General features: G+C 31.6%; 16 protein-coding genes. 8 read left to right on the top strand and 8 right to left on the bottom strand.

The genetic code is table 11. The features are described from left to right. Nucleotides 1-84 precede the first annotated feature (84 nt). Entirely contained in the window at nucleotides 85-1,317 is a 1,233-nt protein-coding gene (gene hemW / locus V9L05_RS03925; RefSeq protein WP_338814457.1) for a radical SAM family heme chaperone HemW, read from the top strand. 95 nt (nucleotides 1,318-1,412) lie between these two features. Here hemW and V9L05_RS03920 read toward each other — a convergent pair whose 3' ends face one another. Further along, nucleotides 1,413-2,633, bottom strand: coding sequence for a glycosyltransferase (locus tag V9L05_RS03920; protein ID WP_338814456.1), 1,221 nt, complete (start codon nucleotides 2,631-2,633; stop codon nucleotides 1,413-1,415). 348 nt (nucleotides 2,634-2,981) lie between these two features. Between V9L05_RS03920 and V9L05_RS03915 the strand changes: the two genes are divergently transcribed. From V9L05_RS03915 to V9L05_RS03900, 4 genes are all read left to right on the top strand, one after another. Then, the gene (locus tag V9L05_RS03915; protein ID WP_338814455.1) at nucleotides 2,982-7,586 is read left to right on the top strand and encodes a translocation/assembly module TamB domain-containing protein; all 4,605 of its coding nucleotides are present in this window, start codon (nucleotides 2,982-2,984) and stop codon (nucleotides 7,584-7,586) included. 14 nt (nucleotides 7,587-7,600) lie between these two features. Continuing rightward, a complete protein-coding gene (locus V9L05_RS03910) occupies nucleotides 7,601-7,762 on the top strand; it encodes a hypothetical protein (RefSeq protein WP_338814454.1) in 162 nt (53 codons plus the stop codon). Nucleotides 7,763-7,831: 69 nt separating this feature from the next. Then, nucleotides 7,832-8,632 (top strand): IS5 family transposase, encoded by an 801-nt coding sequence (locus V9L05_RS03905; protein ID WP_338811837.1) that lies wholly within the window; start codon nucleotides 7,832-7,834, stop codon nucleotides 8,630-8,632. Nucleotides 8,633-8,728: 96 nt separating this feature from the next. After that, nucleotides 8,729-9,016, top strand: a complete 288-nt coding sequence (locus V9L05_RS03900; protein WP_338814453.1) for a hypothetical protein — start codon at nucleotides 8,729-8,731, stop codon at nucleotides 9,014-9,016. Nucleotides 9,017-9,057: 41 nt separating this feature from the next. Here V9L05_RS03900 and V9L05_RS03895 read toward each other — a convergent pair whose 3' ends face one another. From V9L05_RS03895 to V9L05_RS03870, 6 genes are all read right to left on the bottom strand, one after another. Further along, nucleotides 9,058-9,969 carry a pirin family protein gene (locus V9L05_RS03895; RefSeq protein WP_338814452.1) on the bottom strand — a complete coding sequence of 304 codons (912 nt, stop codon included), beginning with the start codon at nucleotides 9,967-9,969 and terminating at the stop codon, nucleotides 9,058-9,060. A gap of 183 nt (nucleotides 9,970-10,152) precedes the next feature. Continuing rightward, the gene (locus tag V9L05_RS03890) at nucleotides 10,153-10,758 is read right to left on the bottom strand and encodes a hypothetical protein (protein ID WP_338814451.1); all 606 of its coding nucleotides are present in this window, start codon (nucleotides 10,756-10,758) and stop codon (nucleotides 10,153-10,155) included. Nucleotides 10,759-10,780: 22 nt separating this feature from the next. Continuing rightward, complete coding sequence (locus V9L05_RS03885; protein ID WP_338814450.1) at nucleotides 10,781-11,080, bottom strand: hypothetical protein; 300 nt, start codon at nucleotides 11,078-11,080, stop codon at nucleotides 10,781-10,783. A 12-nt stretch (nucleotides 11,081-11,092) separates the two neighbouring features. Continuing rightward, nucleotides 11,093-11,704 (bottom strand): hypothetical protein, encoded by a 612-nt coding sequence (locus tag V9L05_RS03880; protein WP_338814449.1) that lies wholly within the window; start codon nucleotides 11,702-11,704, stop codon nucleotides 11,093-11,095. Nucleotides 11,705-11,732: 28 nt separating this feature from the next. Then, the gene (locus V9L05_RS03875; protein ID WP_338814448.1) at nucleotides 11,733-12,647 is read right to left on the bottom strand and encodes a hypothetical protein; all 915 of its coding nucleotides are present in this window, start codon (nucleotides 12,645-12,647) and stop codon (nucleotides 11,733-11,735) included. Between the two features lie 70 nt (nucleotides 12,648-12,717). After that, a complete protein-coding gene (locus V9L05_RS03870) occupies nucleotides 12,718-14,115 on the bottom strand; it encodes a DUF819 family protein (RefSeq protein ID WP_338814447.1) in 1,398 nt (465 codons plus the stop codon). Nucleotides 14,116-14,380: 265 nt separating this feature from the next. Between V9L05_RS03870 and V9L05_RS03865 the strand changes: the two genes are divergently transcribed. The 3 genes from V9L05_RS03865 to V9L05_RS03855 all read left to right on the top strand — a co-directional run bounded on the left by V9L05_RS03865 (nucleotide 14,381) and on the right by V9L05_RS03855 (nucleotide 17,386). Continuing rightward, nucleotides 14,381-15,157 carry an SDR family oxidoreductase gene (locus V9L05_RS03865; protein WP_338814446.1) on the top strand — a complete coding sequence of 259 codons (777 nt, stop codon included), beginning with the start codon at nucleotides 14,381-14,383 and terminating at the stop codon, nucleotides 15,155-15,157. A gap of 64 nt (nucleotides 15,158-15,221) precedes the next feature. Beyond that, the gene (locus V9L05_RS03860; RefSeq protein ID WP_338814445.1) at nucleotides 15,222-16,874 is read left to right on the top strand and encodes a hypothetical protein; all 1,653 of its coding nucleotides are present in this window, start codon (nucleotides 15,222-15,224) and stop codon (nucleotides 16,872-16,874) included. Between the two features lie 23 nt (nucleotides 16,875-16,897). Next, nucleotides 16,898-17,386 carry a hypothetical protein gene (locus tag V9L05_RS03855; RefSeq protein WP_338814444.1) on the top strand — a complete coding sequence of 163 codons (489 nt, stop codon included), beginning with the start codon at nucleotides 16,898-16,900 and terminating at the stop codon, nucleotides 17,384-17,386. Nucleotides 17,387-17,450: 64 nt separating this feature from the next. Here V9L05_RS03855 and V9L05_RS03850 read toward each other — a convergent pair whose 3' ends face one another. Then, on the bottom strand, nucleotides 17,451-18,323 hold the full coding sequence (locus tag V9L05_RS03850) for a hypothetical protein (RefSeq protein ID WP_338814443.1): 873 nt from the start codon (nucleotides 18,321-18,323) through the stop codon (nucleotides 17,451-17,453). Nucleotides 18,324-18,330: the final 7 nt, after the last annotated feature.

The following is an 18,330-nucleotide window of genomic DNA, read 5'->3' as shown; positions in this document are numbered from 1 at the left end:
AAAGTCATGTTTTAGTTAAAGCCATTTTTTAAAAAATTATACTTTAGCTTATAAATTGAACAGGGTTTTAACCCTGTCTATGCTATGATATATATTCATATTCCATTCTGCAAACAAGCCTGTCATTATTGCGATTTTCATTTTAGTACAAATCTCAAGCAAAAACAGGCTTTTTTATATGCCTTAGATAAAGAAATCGAATTGCAAAAAGATTTTTTTAAAGAAGCCGTTTTTCCTTCGTCGTTGTCAGTGCCTCCACCGACAAAAAAAACACTAAAAACTATTTATTTTGGTGGTGGAACGCCTTCTATTTTAGAAATTTCAGAATTAAAAGCAATTTTAGAAAAAGTAAAATCTACTTTTGAGGTTGATAAAGAGGCAGAAATTACACTGGAAGCAAATCCTGATGACCTTACTTCTTTAGAATTTTTGAAATCATTAAAGGAAATTGGCTTTAACCGTTTGAGTATTGGTATTCAATCTTTTGAAGAATCTTTTTTGAAGTTTATGAATAGGGCGCACAATGCCGAAGAGGCTAAAAATTGTGTCAAATTAGCCCAAAAAGCAGGTTTTGACAATATTAGTGTAGATTTGATTTATGGTATTCAATTACCAAAAAAAGAAATTGTATTCAATGCATTTGAAAATAATTTTGAAAAACAAAGTGAAGGTTTAAAATCAAATCCTCATTATTTTTGGAGGAAAGATTTAGAGTTTGCGCTTTCTTTGAATATTCCTCATATTTCTGCTTACTGCTTGACTATCGAACCCAAAACGCCTTTTGGAAATAGTCTGAAAAAAGGAAAACTAAAACCGATTGATGAAGAATTTGCAGCACAACAATTTGAAATTCTGACCGAAACATTGAAAGAAAATGGTTATGTTCATTACGAAATTTCCAATTTTGCAAAACCCAATCAGTTTTCAAAACATAATACAGCCTATTGGAAAGATGAACCTTATTTGGGTTTGGGAGCTTCGGCACATTCTTACGATGGAAAAAATCGTTTTATGAATGCTGCTAATAATAGAAAATACACTGAAAGTTTGAATAAAAATAGCTTACCTAAAATCATTGACGAGCTTTCAGAAAACGACCGAATAAATGAATATTTCTTGACTTCTCTGCGAACAATTTGGGGAATTGATTTGAATCATTTAATCAAAAAATATAACTACAATCTTTTAGAAAATCAGTCAAAAACTGTTTCAAAATTAGTTGAAAATCAAATGGTTGAATTAAAGAATGATACTGTTACTCTTACAGAGAAAGGAAAATTATTTGCTGATGGAATTGCTTCAAATTTGTTTGTGTAAAAACTTAAATTGTGTATCACAGACTTCGTAGTCTGTTTGAATGATAAGTGAAAAATGATATTTATTCAGAGTAGGAAGTCTGAGACACTTGTAAATCACTTTTTAAATAAAATCAAAGTAATTTTCTCAGGTTTTCCACTCTCTCCATTTTCTTGTTTGTAGTAATAGTCTTCAATGAAATCTTCAAAATCTACGATGAAATAAAATAGAAAATCACGTACTTGATAAAAATCAATATTTCCGTAAGTATGCTTCAAAAGTTCAGTCATTCTGTAGGAAACCTTTACTTTTTCTAAAAGAGAATTGATTTTTCGTACTCCTTGTGCTGCTTTGCTTGTTGCTTTTTCATCGATTAGAGAGAAAGATTGATTCAAAATAAGAGGTTTATTTTTCTCTAATTTCATAAACTGACTCACAAAAGAAGAATATGCTTTTTCGATAGGGAATTCAAAGCTAAAATTAGAGACTAAGTCCGATTTTGATTCTTGATGATGCTTATAAATCTTTAGAGCAGGTCGCTCTTCATTTTTATAAATTTTTCCTATTTCTATTCCATTTGTTCTTTTATGAATAGTAAGTTCTGGTTTATCATATTTATTATGATAATGCTCAATTACAATTTTCTCCCACCCTTTTGGCTGTGCTAATGGATTGTTTGCTGCTGGATGCCACTGATGAAAAACAGGCGATTTTTCGGCATTAAGCCATTTCATTTCTAATTTTTCTTTATAATCATAATTCAATAAACGTCTATTCAAATCTTTGTCTTCTATTCCCCAAAGCCTGTAATATTCGTCAAAAGCTCCTATTTCTTTTAGTTTATTAGTTGGAATAACTACAATTCCCATTGCTGATTCTTTACTGCTTTTTTCAAACTGACTTAGATTCTCAATCTTCAAACTATGATTTTCTAAATATTTATCATATTCAAAACCTTCATTCAAATAAAAACATTGATAATGCAACAGTGTATTTTGATTGATATTCTTCTCTACTTCTTCCAAAAAATTAGGAGAATAAATCATATCTACATCAGCAATGATACAATATTCTCCTTGCGCTAAATAAATTCCGTTGTTGATAGAAGCCGAACGAGACCAAAACATTCCTCTTACTTCATTAAAAACATAATTTATTTTATCCAAATCGTTACAAAAACTCTCTAATTCGTTAGAAATAACTTTATCACTTCCATAGTCTATAAAAATTACTTCATAGTCTGTAATTACTTTCTGAGTTTGAAGAGAAAGCAAACAGCGTTTAGCTATTTTTGTGTCTCGGTTGCGATAAGGAACAATAAAAGAGAATTTTGTCATCTGATAGAATAGATAAATAGTTTAATCGAAAGATTTAATAAAAAAGTAAATCAATTAAAACGAAAGTAATAGTTTTTTGTTCTCTATGCTAGTTATAGATCGAAATTAGTCTAAAACTAAAACAGAATTATCAAAAATACTTATAAAATTTAGTTTTCTGTAAAAGGATGACCTAATTTTGCTTATAGAATTACGACCTGCCAAAGCAGCGAAGCTAATTACGAATTTTTCTCATTAAAAAAACTCTCATTTACAATAGTTATTAAAGAAGCATAGTTTTGCACTGATAACTGATAACTGATAACTGATAACTGATAACTGATAACTGATAACTGATAACTGAAAAAATTGCAAAAGCTAAAAAAAATATATCATAATCTTGCTATTTACCTCCGATGGTTTATGATTCGGGTGGGCAGAACCATACGCTTTTCATTGAAGCTAATGGTAGGTATTTTGCTTTTTTTGCTTTTTCTGACACTTATAGGACAATATTCGGGTACACAAACGTGGGCTGCCAAAATTGGAGCTACTTATTTGAGTGAGCGTTTGGGTTTTCCAATTACTATTGAAAGACTATATTTTTCTGATATTGATAAAGTTACCCTGATAGGGCTTAGAGTAATTGACCATACTGACCGTCTTTTTATAGATTCAGACACGTTGAATGCAGATTTGGGTTGGCGAGCTATTTTTGGAGGAGAAGTTATTCAGATTGATAATGTAGAGTTGCGTGGGACACAGTTTAATATGACTATGAATCCTGCCACAGAATCTTGGAATATAAATGAGCTTGTACGAGCTATTTCTGCACTTTCTTCTACTAGTGATACTACTCAAAAGACAAAGGATATTCCCTTTAAAATCAGTAAAGCTAGTTTGCATAATGTACAGTTTTCGCTTCATAATCCTACTAGAGATTCATTAGAAACAGGACTTTTTGATTATAATCACTTTACAATTAGTAATATTTATGGAGAGTTAGATTATTTTAGACTCTTTAAAGATACTGTTGAACTCAATGTTAGGAAAGGAAGCCTGATTGAGCCTTTTGTTGATTTTCCTGTCAGTAATTTGGATGTGTTTTTTCGTTATACCAACAATTCATTAGAATTTCTGAATCTTGATGCACAAATTGGAAATAGTCATTTGAAAGATACTCTTATTTTCAGGTATGATAGTACAGCTTATCTTTCAGAAAATTTTATAGAAAAAGTAGATATTTATGCAAATCTCAAGAATGCTCAAATAGATTTTGCTGATTTGGCTCGTTTTGCCCCTTCTTTAAAAAAATATAAAGAAAGAGTAGTGGCTACTGGCTTAGTTCGTGGAACAGTTGATGATTTGCGTTCGAAAGATTTACGGATTGATTTTGCCAATCAAAGTTTTGTCGATGGAAAGTTTGCTATTCGTGGTTTGCCTGATTATGAAAGTTCCTTTCTTGATTTACGATTTAAAGATGCTCGTCTGACAATTTCTGACATCAAACAATATCTATCTCCTTCTGATTATCAAACCATTTTGCCGTTAGGAATGGTAAATTTTTCAGGGGAATTTTTGGGCTTTCCTTCCGATTTTGTAGCGAATGGAAAATTCAAAACATCCATAGGAAATGCTGTAACTGATATTCATTTAAATACAACAAACAAAACTTATGAAGGAAAATTAAATTTAGTTCGTTTTCAAGCTGGAAAGATGGCAAAAAGTGATTTTTTAGGACAAATAACAGCAAAAGGACAAATAAATGGAAAAGGCTTTACAAAAGAAGAAGCTGATTTGGAAGTAAAAGCTGCTGTTGATAGTATTACATTAAAAAACAAGTTTAAATACTATTCCTATAAAAATATTATAGTAGATGGGCGTTTGAAATATCCATCTTTTACGGGAGAAATGACAATTAATGATGCCAACCTAGTCGCTGATATGCGTGGCAAAATTGACTTACAAGACAGTGTCATTAATGGAAGAATTCGTATCATAAAATCAGATTTACAAAATTTAGGTGTGTCAAAAAAAATTGCTAATCTACAGGGAAATGGTAATTTTAATCTAAAAGGTCTTACTCTAAATTCTATTACAGGAACTGCCGAAATTCGTCAAGCTCAAATTGATTACAATAAAAATAAATTGGCTTTAAGTGTCATTTCATTAAATTCTACACTACAAAATGGTTTTCGTGATATTCATTTAGAATCTGATTATGTTGATTTGGATATAAAGGGAGAGTTTCAATTACAAGATGCTATCGATGATGCAATAAGCACTTTTGAAGAATATCAATTAGAGTTTTTAAACGATTCGGCTTCACAGGTGGCTTATTATGATAAAAAGAAAGAAAAAGTAGAGAAAAATCCTGCTGAAAAAATACCTTATAAAATTGATTATTCTATTGATGTCAAAAAAATAAATCCTCTTGTACAGCTTTTCGAACCTAAATTTTATATTGCTTCTGACTCAAAATTTGATGGGATATTTGAGCGAGATATAGAAAAAAATCAAGTTAAATTTACACTAGATTCTTATATAGACTCACTCTCCTATCAAGATTTGGCATTATATAAAACCGATTTGAAAATTAATGCCATCAAACCGTTAGATTCGATGGGAGTTGATGTTCAGACCAATATTTCCTCAGAAAGACAGTATTATACAAGTGCTCTTTCTGCTGAAAATCTGCGTATTGATGCACAATGGTTTGGAAGAGAAATTTTATTTGATACCTACATAAAGAGACAAGAACATAATGATAATGTTTCATTAAAAGGCTCTTTAAATATTACAGATTCACTTTATGCGCTCAATCTTATCAATCCAGAATTTTTAGTGTTAGATAAAAAGTGGAAAAGTGATTCTTCTGTTAGAATAGGAATACGTAAAGATGAAATTCGTTTTGAAAATCAATTTATTTTACAAAGTGATAGCCAGCGAATAGAAATAATGGGTAGAGTCTCAAAAGACCCAAATTCTGTTCTGAATGTTGGTTTGGTAAATGTAGATTTAGAACCCTTTGGGATATTTCTTGGACAAGACTTGGCAGGACGAGCAAGTGGAGAAGCATTTGTCAGTGGGGTGTATGATACTCTAAAGCTAGAAAATAACCTTAATCTTCAAAATTTAGTAATGGCATCCATTCCGATTGGAAACCTACATACAGAGTCAGTTTGGAATAATGAAGAACAAAAATTAAATATTGAGGCTTATTTGGCGTATGGACGTAGAGAAGTTGTCGATATTTCAGGATATTATTCGCCAAAAGACAAAGAAAATCCATTGAATTTGGATGCAAAAATTATTGGAATGAAACTCAATATTGTAGAACCATTCTTAAATGTGGTAGCTGATGGTTTTAAAGGAGATGTTTATGGTGCTGTCAAGATAAAGGGAAAACCCAATCAGATAAAATTGATAGGAGAGGCTTTTGTAAGTGGAGGAAGTTTTAGAGTAGATTATCTCAACACAATTTATCATTTTGATGATAAAATTACTTTTACAGAAAATCAAATTGGTGTGGACAGGTTGCGTTTGTATGATGATGCTGATAATATTGCATTTTTGGATGGTGGTATTTTTCATGATGGTTTTAAGGATTTTGTAATGCAATTGCGTGGAGAAATGAAAAAAATGAAGGTTTTAGATACAAAACCACATCATAACGATCTTTTTTATGGAACTGCCTTTGCAACTGGAGATTTTGAGCTTTTTGGTGCTTTAGAGCAGTTAGGAATTACAATTAATGCAAAGAGTGAAGCAGGAACTCGTATTTACATGCCATTATCAAATCCTGAAGATGTTGCGACACAATCCTTTATTCGTTTTGTCAATCATACTGACTCTACCAAGTTAGATTCTCTTCAAAGTCGTTTGAAAAAAGAAGATTTGTCTAGCTTAAAAATGGAGTTTAACTTAGATATTACCCCTGATGCTTATATAGAGCTTATTTTTGATAAAAAAGTAGGTGATGTAATTCGTGGAAACGGAAAAGGAAGGCTCAAAATGATTATTGATACAAAGGGTGATTTTAATATGTATGGCGATGTAGAAATTGTAAAAGGAGCATATAATTTTACCTTTATGAATGTCATCAATAAAGAGTTTAATGTCGATAGAGGAAGTCATATTACTTGGAGTGGTGACCCATTTGCAGCACAAGTAGATTTGACAGCAACTTATCAACAAATGGCTTCTCTTGCACCTCTTATTACTGTTTCCGACAGTAGTGTCTTGGCTAGTCAGGAGATAAAAAGACGTTATCCTGTTGTTGTAGATTTGTTTTTGAAAGGTGATTTGCTCACACCTGATATTCGTTTTGATATAAATATAACTCAATATCCTGCTTTGATATTGGCAGGAGGAACACCTATTTCCTTAGAATCTTATGTAGCAGCTTTCAAAACTCGTATCCAAAACGACGACCAAGAGATGAACAAACAGGTTTTTAGTTTGATTTTGCTACGGCGTTTATCGACACAAAATGCCTTTGAGGGAATCAATCGTTCAGCAGGAAGTAGTGTAAGTGAGCTTTTATCAAATCAGCTCAGTAATCTCATTTCTCAAGTAGATGAAAACCTAGAAATAGATTTGAATGTACAAGGATTAGATGCACAGGCTTTGAACACCTTACAGCTTCGTTTGTCGTATTCCTTTTTTGAGGGTAGGATACGTGTAACTCGGGAAGGTGCGTTTACAAATGTTCAGAATCAAGCTAATTTAGCTAGCATTGCAGGCGATTGGACAGTCGAATATTTGATTTTACCAGATGGAAAATTGCGTATGAAAGTGTATCATAAAAATAATGTAAATACATTTAATACAGCCCTTCAAAACAACTCTACAGCAGGCGCAAGTCTTCTGAAAATCTTTACTTTTGATAATTTTAAAGACCTTTTCAAAATCAAAAAGAAGAAAAAAGATGTTCCTTTTGTGCAGGATAATGAAATTCGGATTGAGGAATGATTTTTTACTAAAAAATGAAAATATATAAACTACTCTTTTTTTTAGTCTTGAACATATTTGCTGCTTCTTTTAGCTTAGTATCTGCACAAGGAGGCTGGGATATTGGGTATTTCCCCATACAACATTTGGATTCTATGTATGAAGCCTTTAGAGCCTGTTCGAGTTTAGATACATAAAAAAGAACATCAGATTTTTTTATTAGTTAAGTTATTGATTTTCAGTTACTAATTAAAATATCAATGACTATGTTTACTAATGAATATTTATCTGATGCTCTTTGGCAATATATGAAAAAATTTATACCTTTTTCGTACTTGGAAAGAAAACGCAAACACAGTTTGTATAATATCTTTTCAGGACTATTTTACATCACTCGTTCTGGCAGTAGTTGGCGTTTACTTCCCAGTAGTTATGGTATTCCTTGGAGTAGTTTGTATGACTACTTTAGCAAATGGCAGAAGATGGGTTGGTACAAAAAACTTTTGGACAAGTTGGTCACAAGAGAACGGTTGGCTCAAGGTAGAAATGCTAAACCCTCTTTGGGTTCTATAGACTCTCAAAGTGTACAAAGTGTATATGGAGGGGAAGCTATAGGTGTAGATGGTTACAAGCTCAAAAAAGGACGTAAACGGCATATACTGGTAGATACGCAAGGAAATTTACTAGAATTAGAGATTAGTCCAGCCAATGAAGCTGACGTGAATCAACTTGCTTATCTAGCTTATTTAGCTCAATTTAGAGGAAGAAAATTCTTTAAAATTCTTGCTGATGCAGGCTATAGAAGTGCTAGTTTGGCTGCTGAAATATTTAGTCAAACAGGAGTACAAATTGAGATTGTCAATAGTCCAAGAAGAGAAAAAAAAGAGGATAAAGCATTTGTACCTCAACCCAAAAGGTGGGTAGTAGAAAGAACTTTTGCTTGGCTTAATCAAAACAGAAGACTAAAAGTAGATTATGAGAAAACTGTAGATTCTGCTAAAGCATTTGTGTATTTAGCTATGATTTTAAACCTCATAAATAAAGGGGCTAGAAGAAAGAAAAAATAAAAACTCGAACAGGCTCTTAAGGGCAAGGAAATCAAATTTGATTTTAGAGAGGATTTAGGAGATACAGTAAAAATAACAGGTACTCTTATAGATAATATGCTACCTCTTTCTCGTAAGGATACTGTTGCAATAAGAATATTTGATAGTTTAGATGTATTTGTTGAACACTGGGAAACTTATGTTGATCAAGGTTATTTTAAAAAGCAATATCTTAAAGGAATAAATGAAAATTCATTTATAGAAATAAGAAATATTATTTTGAAAGCAATAGATGAGAATTATCTGTATCTTACTGTAGAAATAACTGGAGTAGGATTTCAGCCCAATAAAGATATTATACTAGACAGAAAGTTAGTCAAAGGAATATTATATGAAATAGAATAAACCAAACGATTCACTTTGAGTAAACCGTTTGGTATATAAACCTAACTCATCGGAACTTCCATCAATAATACTTCTGCATCTTGTGAGGCTTCAAGTTCAAAATTTTTGGTGTCCCAAATTCCAAAACCATCTTTTTTGTCTAACTCTTGTGTTTCATCGTTATTTTTCAAGATAACTTTACCTTTCAAGACAAAAACATAAACACCATTATTGGCAGCATCTTTCAAATCATAATCTACTTTTGTTCCTGTTTCAAGACTTCCTAAATGAAACCAAGCATTTTGATGAATCCAAACACCTGCATCATCAGCATTAGGTGACAAAATCTGCTGTAATTTATTTTTTCTATCTGCTGGATTAAGCTTAATTTGGTCGTAACGAGGTTTTACGTTTCGCTTATTTGGAATGACCCAAATTTGAAGAAATTTAGTCGTCTCTTGCGTGTCATTCACTTCGCTATGTTGTACACCAGTTCCTGCGCTCATTACCTGTATCTCGTCTTTTCCTATGAATGAAGTATTACCCATACTATCTTTATGACGTAAGCCATTTTCTATAGGAATACTGATAATTTCCATATTGTCGTGAGGATGCGTTCCAAAACCACTTCCACCTACAATAATATCATCGTTCATGACACGCAAAACACCAAAATTCATACGTTCTGGATTGTAATACGATGCAAAACTAAAACTATGTGCGCTTTTAAGCCAACCATGGTCAGCCATTCCTCTTGTGTTTGCTTTGTGAAAAACTGTATTTGCCATAATAGATTGTGTTGAAGAGTTTGGTAAATGATTAAATCCTAAAAAAGTGTCAGAGTCTGTAACAGAATTTACTGTTTTTTTCTGAGTTTGTTTGCCAAAAGCATTTCCCAAAATAGGTGTAGAAATTAAGAAACCTGTTCCAAGTGTTGTCTTTAAAGCTCGCTTTAAAAAATCTTTTCTGTTCATTACTGTATAAATTGCTAAAAATCAGTTTCAAATTTTAATTGTATATACAATTATTGTACCTACATATATTTATGTGTAAAAAATCAGTCTAATACTTGAGATATAAATTCAATTTGATAAAATAGTGCTTTTTTTAGTTTTTAAAGTGCTTTTTTGTCAGTAACAAGAATTTTTTCGAATAAATTAATCAGTCAGATTGGCAATACATTGCTCTCTTAACTTCCAAATAGTGTCAAAATTAATTACAAAGTCAGATGTTTTATTTTCTCTTTCTATCCATTTTCTTAGAAAACTTTGATGATAATTTACTTTAAACTCATTGACTTGGTGGGCTTCAATTTCTACTTCCTTTAAAATATCATTTCGTAGTTTTTCAAAATCACTATATAAGTCGTCAGTGAGGACACCAACAACGGCTGGGTTGGTAAAATCTTGCTCTATTCCGTTTATTTTGAGGTAACAATGCGCCTCTGGAATATAATCTAGTTGATAACCAAATTCATTTTCTGATAAAATATTTCCAATCTTGGGCGTATTGGAGCTATTCATTTTATAAATTCCGATATATAGCTTTACATTTTCTATCTCGTTCAAATCAGCTATCTTTTTGAGAAAAGCGTGTTTTGAGCTACATGTTCCTTTTTGTTCTGTCAAAACCAAACTCAAATCATGGCGATTTTCATTTCTTCCATACGGTAAATTTTGAATGTATTTTGTTAGTTCATTCCAATTATTTATCCCTAGATTTTTGAGTTGTAGAGTTAGTTTGTCATTTGATTTGAACAACATAAGATGGGAAAAGTAAAGAACTTTATACGTTTATGACATACGTCAAAAATGCAATTAGAAAAATAACTACTATTATAACAGTATATAAAATTGCCTTTGGTAGATTAGCTTTACCAAGAAAAGAGAGCATACTTCCTACTAATATTCCAACAAAAAGAGAAGTACAGGCAGCCAAAATTAAAGTAATCAACCAACTTGGGACAGGGAAGTGAGCATGTAATGGAGATTCTTTACTCCAAACAAGACCACCCAAAATACCAATTAAGGAACTTATAAAACAAGAAATTCCTGCTGTCTTTAAAACAAAAGAGAAATATTTCATAATGATGACTATTTATATATCTAACAAGCCTTTGATTCTTAAAACTTCTTGTACTTCTTTTAGTAACTTTCCCATATTAGATTCTATTCTAGGACAATATACCTTTCCAAGTTTTATAACTCCATCGATATAAGCTGCAAATATATATTCTGTTCCATCTAAATAGTAAACCTTCGGACATTCTCTTGCATCTTTTACGGCATTGAAAACTTTGTCCACAAGTAGTTGTGTTTCATCTGATTTTATAGGGCTAGGATTTGCGTAACTATTTAGATTTATTTTTTCTCCTTCATTATTAACAGCATTATATATAAACCCATCTCTACCTATTTTCAAATATTGACCAGTTTCTCCGTGCCAAGCAAATTCCATTATTACTACTTCATCTTCTTTAGGTTTTTCAACACCTAATTCTTTTTTCCAAAAGGGACGAATATGCGATTCAAAACTACTTTCTATTGGAGTTAAGTATTCGGCAGACTTCATATTATTAACTACAATATCGTAATTGACTTTTACATTCATCATTATTTTATCGTAGTTTTCTCCCTTCCAAGTATCTTTTTTTCCACATAGTTTTTCCAATAATTCTAAATTTTGGTCAATATATTCTTCAATAGTCATAAATAATATGTTCTGTTTAGAATTAAAATTATACCTCTGGATTTATACCAAAAGGATACAGGGTATAATATCCATTCATTTTGGCAAAATATTTCTCTGCAATAAGGTGATTGTTTATAGTTTCGGCTACTATTGTAAGATAGCAATATAAAGTGTAACGATGAATTGAAGAGGGAGGGTTTTGAGATACACTTCTATCTATTTCATAAAGAATTTCATTTGCTTTTTTATCCAACTCACTCATATCATTTCCAAAATAATTAATTTCAGCTTGATAAGCCTCTCCAATTATTTTTAGTAATGTTATTTGTCGACTAAGTTCATGATTTGGGAGGTTGGCTAATAATTCTCTAACCAACTCTTCATCTCCTCCCCATTTTGGCTGTATTAATTCAGAATAACGCAAGTAAATCCAAATATCATTAGGAGTTCTATTTTTAGCTTTTTGGAAATAATCTATTGCTGTATCTAACTCACTTTCTCCCATGTGAAATTGCATCAAACGAGAATAGAGTTCTGTTAATAAAGAAGTGTTTTCTGAGACTTTATATAAAGTTTCTAAGCCTTTTTGTTGGTAATAAGAAAATGTTTTTCTGCCATCTTGACTGACTTCTCTGTATAAAGCATGTGAACGAGCTTTCCAGCCTTCATGATTGTAAAATACACCTAACATGAGTGTAGGAATATCTCTTGAGTTACTATTCTCTATCCATTCCAATAGAATATTTTCATCTACTGTAAGAGTAATAAAATCTATAACCGTCGACAAGTCATCACAATTAAGTCGTTGAATCTGCTCTTCTACCAAGTCATATTTTTCTAAAATAATATTACTTCGTATGTGTCTATAAACTTCATTTCCATACGAATAATCTATTATATTACCGTATAGTTTAGGAGTATTAAGAAATTGATTGGCTAGATTTTTTATGAAATCAAACATAACAAATGAGGTTATTTAATTAATGCAAAAACAGTTGAGTTTTCATCAAATTCAAAAATCTAACTTTATTTTACCCCCCAGCATACACCCATTCCATTAACCAAGCTGCTGCAATTGCTCCATACGTTCCGAGTGCATAACCCAAAACAGCCAATAAAACACCTACAGGTGCAAGTGCCGTACTAAAAGCCGAAGCTACCACAGGTGCAGATGCAGCACCACCAATATTAGCCTGACTTCCTACAGCTACAAAAAAGAAAGGTGCTTTTATAAGATAAGCCACAAAAAGCAAAATACTAACGTGAACAAGCATCCAAATAATGCCTAAGAAAAATAGACCTAAATATTGACCTATTTCAGCCAAGTTCATGTGCATTCCGATTGTTGCGACAAGAATATAAATACAAACACTTCCTATTTTTGATGCGCCTGCCCCTTCTAATTTACGAAGAGGAGTAAAAGAAAGCAAAACACCGATTGTAGTGGCAAAAACTACCAGCCAAAAGAATCCACTTGTAAGGGAGTTAAGTCCAATATCATTTAATTGCTTTTCATATCCTTCCATGATTGGTGTAATAAGATCAGCAAAAAAATGCGCTCCTGCCGTTGCACCAAAACCAATTGCCAAAATAACAAATAAATCAGTTGTAGATGGAATACGGGCATGTTTGGCTTGAAAATCTTCCATTTTCTTCTTTAAAGCTGTGATAGAAGAAGTATCAGCTTTTAAAATTCTGTCTATTTTATCGCTCATATTTGCACCATATAATAAAAAGCCCATCCAAATATTAGCTACTATAACATCAATTACTATCATTGCACCAAACAAACTTCCACTTGGTTGATAAATTTCTTTCATGGCTGCTTGATTTGCCCCTCCACCAATCCAACTTCCTGCAATGGTTGATAAACCTCTCCAAACAGCATTATTTCCTGTTCCTTCTACTGTTTCAGGACTAATAGCATGAACAATAAAAAGAGCAACAGCACCACCGATAACAATACCGACTGTCGCAGTCAAGAACATAACAATGGCACGCCAACCCAAATTCAAAACTCCTTTCAAATCAATGCTCAAACAAAGCAAAACCAATGCAACAGGTAATAAATAACGAGAAGCAACAAAATAAAGATGAGATTCTTTTATAAACCCTTTGTACTGACTTTTTTCGATTCCATTATCTGAAAAAATCTGTTTTACTTCATTAAAATTAGCACCCTCTGGAATAGAAATATTGAGTGAGCTTGCAAATTCCAAAATATCTGAATCAAACCATTCTGCTGCAATAAGATGCAATGGATAATTTAATAAAGCAGGAATAAAATAACACAAAAGCAAAGCAGGAACATACGTATAAAATTTTTGCCAACCTTTATTTTTACTATTTGAAGTAACAAAAATAATAGCCAAAACAATAAGTAAAATACCTAAAACAATAGCATCGTTTGTAAAAAGAGGAGAATTCATGTCAGTTATCAGTAAACAGTTATAAGTTACCAGTTGAATTACAAATATGTAATTACTAAAAAAGGAATTTCAAAACTGAATGGATTAGGATTAAAATTAATAAAAATACTAAGGGGATTTCAAAACAATCTACAATATAGAATCTGTTTTTTGTGTTTACAACTGTTTGTTAAAATTTTATGTAAAAAATACTTAAACAAGTCGTATCAATAAACGTTGTTCTGTTTATAATCTCATTTTTTATTAGAATATAAAACAAAAAAATATGAAAGCAGCACTTATTACTGGCGCATCTAGTGGAATTGGTCTTGAACTAGCTCATGTGATGGCAAAAGAAAAACATAATTTGGTTTTGGTAGCTCGTAGCATTGACAAACTCAATGAGCTTGCTACTGAACTTACACAATCACACGATGTAAAAGTTCAGACTTATAAAGCGGACCTAAGCAATACAGAAGAAATTGAAAATCTATATCAACAAACTCAAAATGATGATATTGAAATCAGTTATTTAATAAATAATGCAGGTTTTGGGGAATATGGAAATTTTATAGAAAATGATTGGGAAAAGCTCAATTCGATGATGCAACTAAATATGATTTCATTAGTGCATCTGACCAGTTTGTTTTCAAAGGATATGATAAGTTCTAAGTTTGGTAAAATTATGAATGTGGCTTCAACAGCAGCTTTTCAACCTATGCCTTATTTTGCTGTCTATGCTGCTACAAAATCATTTGTGCTTTCATTTTCAGAAGCAATTGCAAGCGAGCTGAAAGACCATGGCATAACAGTAACAGCACTTTGCCCAGGGCTTACAGGAACAGGTTTTGTAGAAGCAGCCAATATGGGAGAGAGCAAATTTTTAGATAAAGCAAAGTCAAGTATGGCAACTCCAGAAGAAGTTGCAGAATATGGTTATGAAGCCATGATGAAAGGAAAAACAGTTGCTGTCCATGGAATGATTAATTCCTTGATGGCACAGTCTGCAAGATTTTTGCCTAGAGATTTGGTAACTACAATTGCTAAAAAAGTACAGGAATAGAACAAAGTTAGAAGTTAGATTTCAGAAGTTAGAATTAATGATAAATAAAATCAACTTAAAATTAATGTATAGAATAGGAGTAATATTGATTTTCTCAATTACTCCTTTTTTTTGTATGGATATTTTTGGTTTTGAAAATTCAAATCCTCAACGAGGTCTTTACTCCTCATTGATGGTTCAGAAAGAATTTATTTCGAAAACAGAAACTCAAAAACTCTATGATGAAATTTTTGATTTAAAATTTAATTATGCTAATTATCAAATAAAGGAAGAAGATAATAAAACAAAAACACCTTTATATTTAGTTGTTGAAGATTTTAGAGATATGCTTTTTATTCTCCTGACAGAAGACAAAAAAAACTATGAAAATTTAGAAAAAAATGAAGAAATTAGACTGGACGAATTAGAAAAATTTAATACTAAAAAAAGCAGTTATTATAAAGAATATAAATGGGCAAAAGCTGAAATAAAACTCCATTGGGCAATAATAAAACTTAGTTTTGATGAAAAGTGGGCTTCTGCTTGGCGAGTTAGGCAAGCCTATAAACTACTTTTAGAAAACGAAAAAGAATTTCCACATTTTATTGAGCAAAAAAAGTCATTAGCTTTGCTTCAAATTGTTTTGGCAAGTATTCCTCAAAAGTACAAATGGGCATTGGATTTAATTGGAATGGAAGCAAATTTGGAAAGTGGAATCAACAACCTTCAAAAAAGCACTTCGCAAATTCATTTTTTTCAAAAAGAAACTTTGCTTTGGCAGGCTTTACTTCAAACCTATTTAGTAGAAGATTTAATAAAAAGTGGAGATAGGTCAAAACAGATTGTTCAAAATTTAATAAAAAAACATCCTTCTGAAAGACTGGTTTTGGTGGCTTCTAGCTTAGTTTTGATGAAAAATGAATCACATAAAACAGCTCTTTTAGCTTGGCAGAATTATGCTAGAAATTATCAAAATAATAAATTGACTTTTGATAAAAAGGAACATTTTAGTCAAGAGTATCTTTTGGCAGAATTATATTTTTATTCAGAAAAACCCAAAAAAGCAAAATTTCATTATCTTAATTTTTTAAAGAATCTTAATTCAATTCAAAACCGAAATTTTATTAAAGACAGTTATTACAAATTATTTTTGATAGAATGGCTAAGGGAAAACAAAAGTACAATCGATGATTCAAATGAAATCACAAGTCAAAATGTAAAAGAAAATAATTATTTTACTTCTATTTCAAGTAAAGGAAGTACAAAAACAGCAGTAGACAAAAACGCTAAAAAATTTGTAGAATCGGTAAACGAATCAAATCATTTACCAAATAAAGAATTGTATCAAGCAAGGATTTTGACAGATGGAGGAAATTATCAAAAAGCCTTAGAAACTCTAAACCAAATCACTAATTCAGAACTTCAAAAGTGGGAACAAGAAAAGCAGTTTGAAATTATTTTAGAATATAAATATAGAAAAGGCAGAATTTTAGATAAGCTAAGTCAATTAAATCAAGCTATTCCTTTTTATAAAAATGTAATTGAATACTCTACTTTGCACAATCAAAATGAAATTCATTATTTTGCTGCAAATTCGGCACTCCAACTTGGTTTTATTTATCAAAACCAAGATAAAAAACTAGCTAAAATCTATTTTGAAAAAGCAATTAGTTTTGAAGGGCATCAATATGAAGAAAGCATTACACAAAAAGCCAAACTGGCTTTAAAAAAATTATAGACAAACATTTCCATCTTTTCATTATGAAATTATTTTTATCATTTATTTTTTCTATTTCTTTCTTTTTTACAGGTTTTTTTATGGTTCTAGTGGCTTCTCGCCCTGCTCTAAAAACGGATTATTATTCAGAAATGAAAAAATCATCTTTATCAGAAGATAAGATAAAACGTAAAATTGAAAATAAGAATATTTCTTTAAGAGATTCTGTTGAAACGAAAGTAGAAGTTCTCCCTGAAAAACCTAAAAAAAATGGGCTAGGAATGATAATTTGGGGAAGTTTTCTAAATATTTTAGGAATTTTATTTGGTGTAACTCTGTTACTTACCTTTTTACTCGGTTTTTCTATTGGTTCAGGCTTTTACTTCAAAGATATTTATGCAACAGCTGGCGTAATGTTAGCAGGACTAATTACTTTTGGAGTTGGTATTTATATGATTTCAAGAGGTAGAGAGCGTTGGAAAGCCTATAAAAGATATAAAAAGGCAATTAAGAAAATGAAGAAAGCACAATAGCAAAACCCTAAGAGTCTCCGAAGACTCTTAGGGTTTAAATACTATTGAAAGACATATACTTATACTACAAAGTCAGCCAACGCACCAAAGGCAAAAGTTCGGTTTCCCACTGCCAATCATAAGCACTCAAATATAGAGTTTCGCCATTTGGATACGATAATTCTATCTCATAAATATTCGAATTATCAATTTCCATAATTGGCTGTGAAAGGTCTTCTACTAATAAAGGTTCTTTGTGAGAAGTTTCTTCATGATGCACATGAACAGTCTGAAAATTGACTTGTACGCTGTTCCATTCTTTTTTACGAAGCATTCTTTTGAGTTCTTTTTCTTGTTTTGGAAGTTCCCAACCCAAAACATAATTTCCCTGCATTTCTATCCACTGATTGCCTTTTGCCATATATTTTTTGGTATTTCTATATGAAACAAGACAAGAAACAGGAGTTTGCATTCTATAATTTTGGTACAACGAACGCAAACGCAGACGAGCAATAAATGGATTTTCGATAGCTTTGAAACCATGTTGATAATTTCTAGTAATAATTTGTTTCCAGTTTGCCCACGCAATACGACTTTTGGGAAAAGTATGTTCGTGAACAGTTCGGCTCTGCATCGTGCTTCCGATTGCACCATGAGTTACCCAAATTGTTTTTCCATGTAGTTCGCCTTCCCAAAAAGTATTTCCTTTTACCATATAAAGTGTTGCCGAATACTGCTCATCTTCACCCAAAGAATACATTCTGAATGTTCCGTTACACTCATAATCCCATTCTTCTTCTGTGGCAAGTTCGTCCATCCAAAGCGAAACTTCCGACTGAATGGCATGAAAACCTTTTTTTCGAAGTTCATTTTTTACATCTAAAGTAGTTGTAAAACCACGTTTTTTGAAATGCTCGTGTGCAACAAGCTGTATATCAATCAAAGAGAGTGTTTTCATTGTAGAT

The sequence above is a fragment of the Bernardetia sp. Wsw4-3y2 genome (assembly GCF_037126295.1).
GTDB lineage: Bacteria > Bacteroidota > Bacteroidia > Cytophagales > Bernardetiaceae > Bernardetia.
Note: the sequence above shows the minus strand (reverse complement) of the source record. Positions and strands in the feature narration are given on the sequence as shown.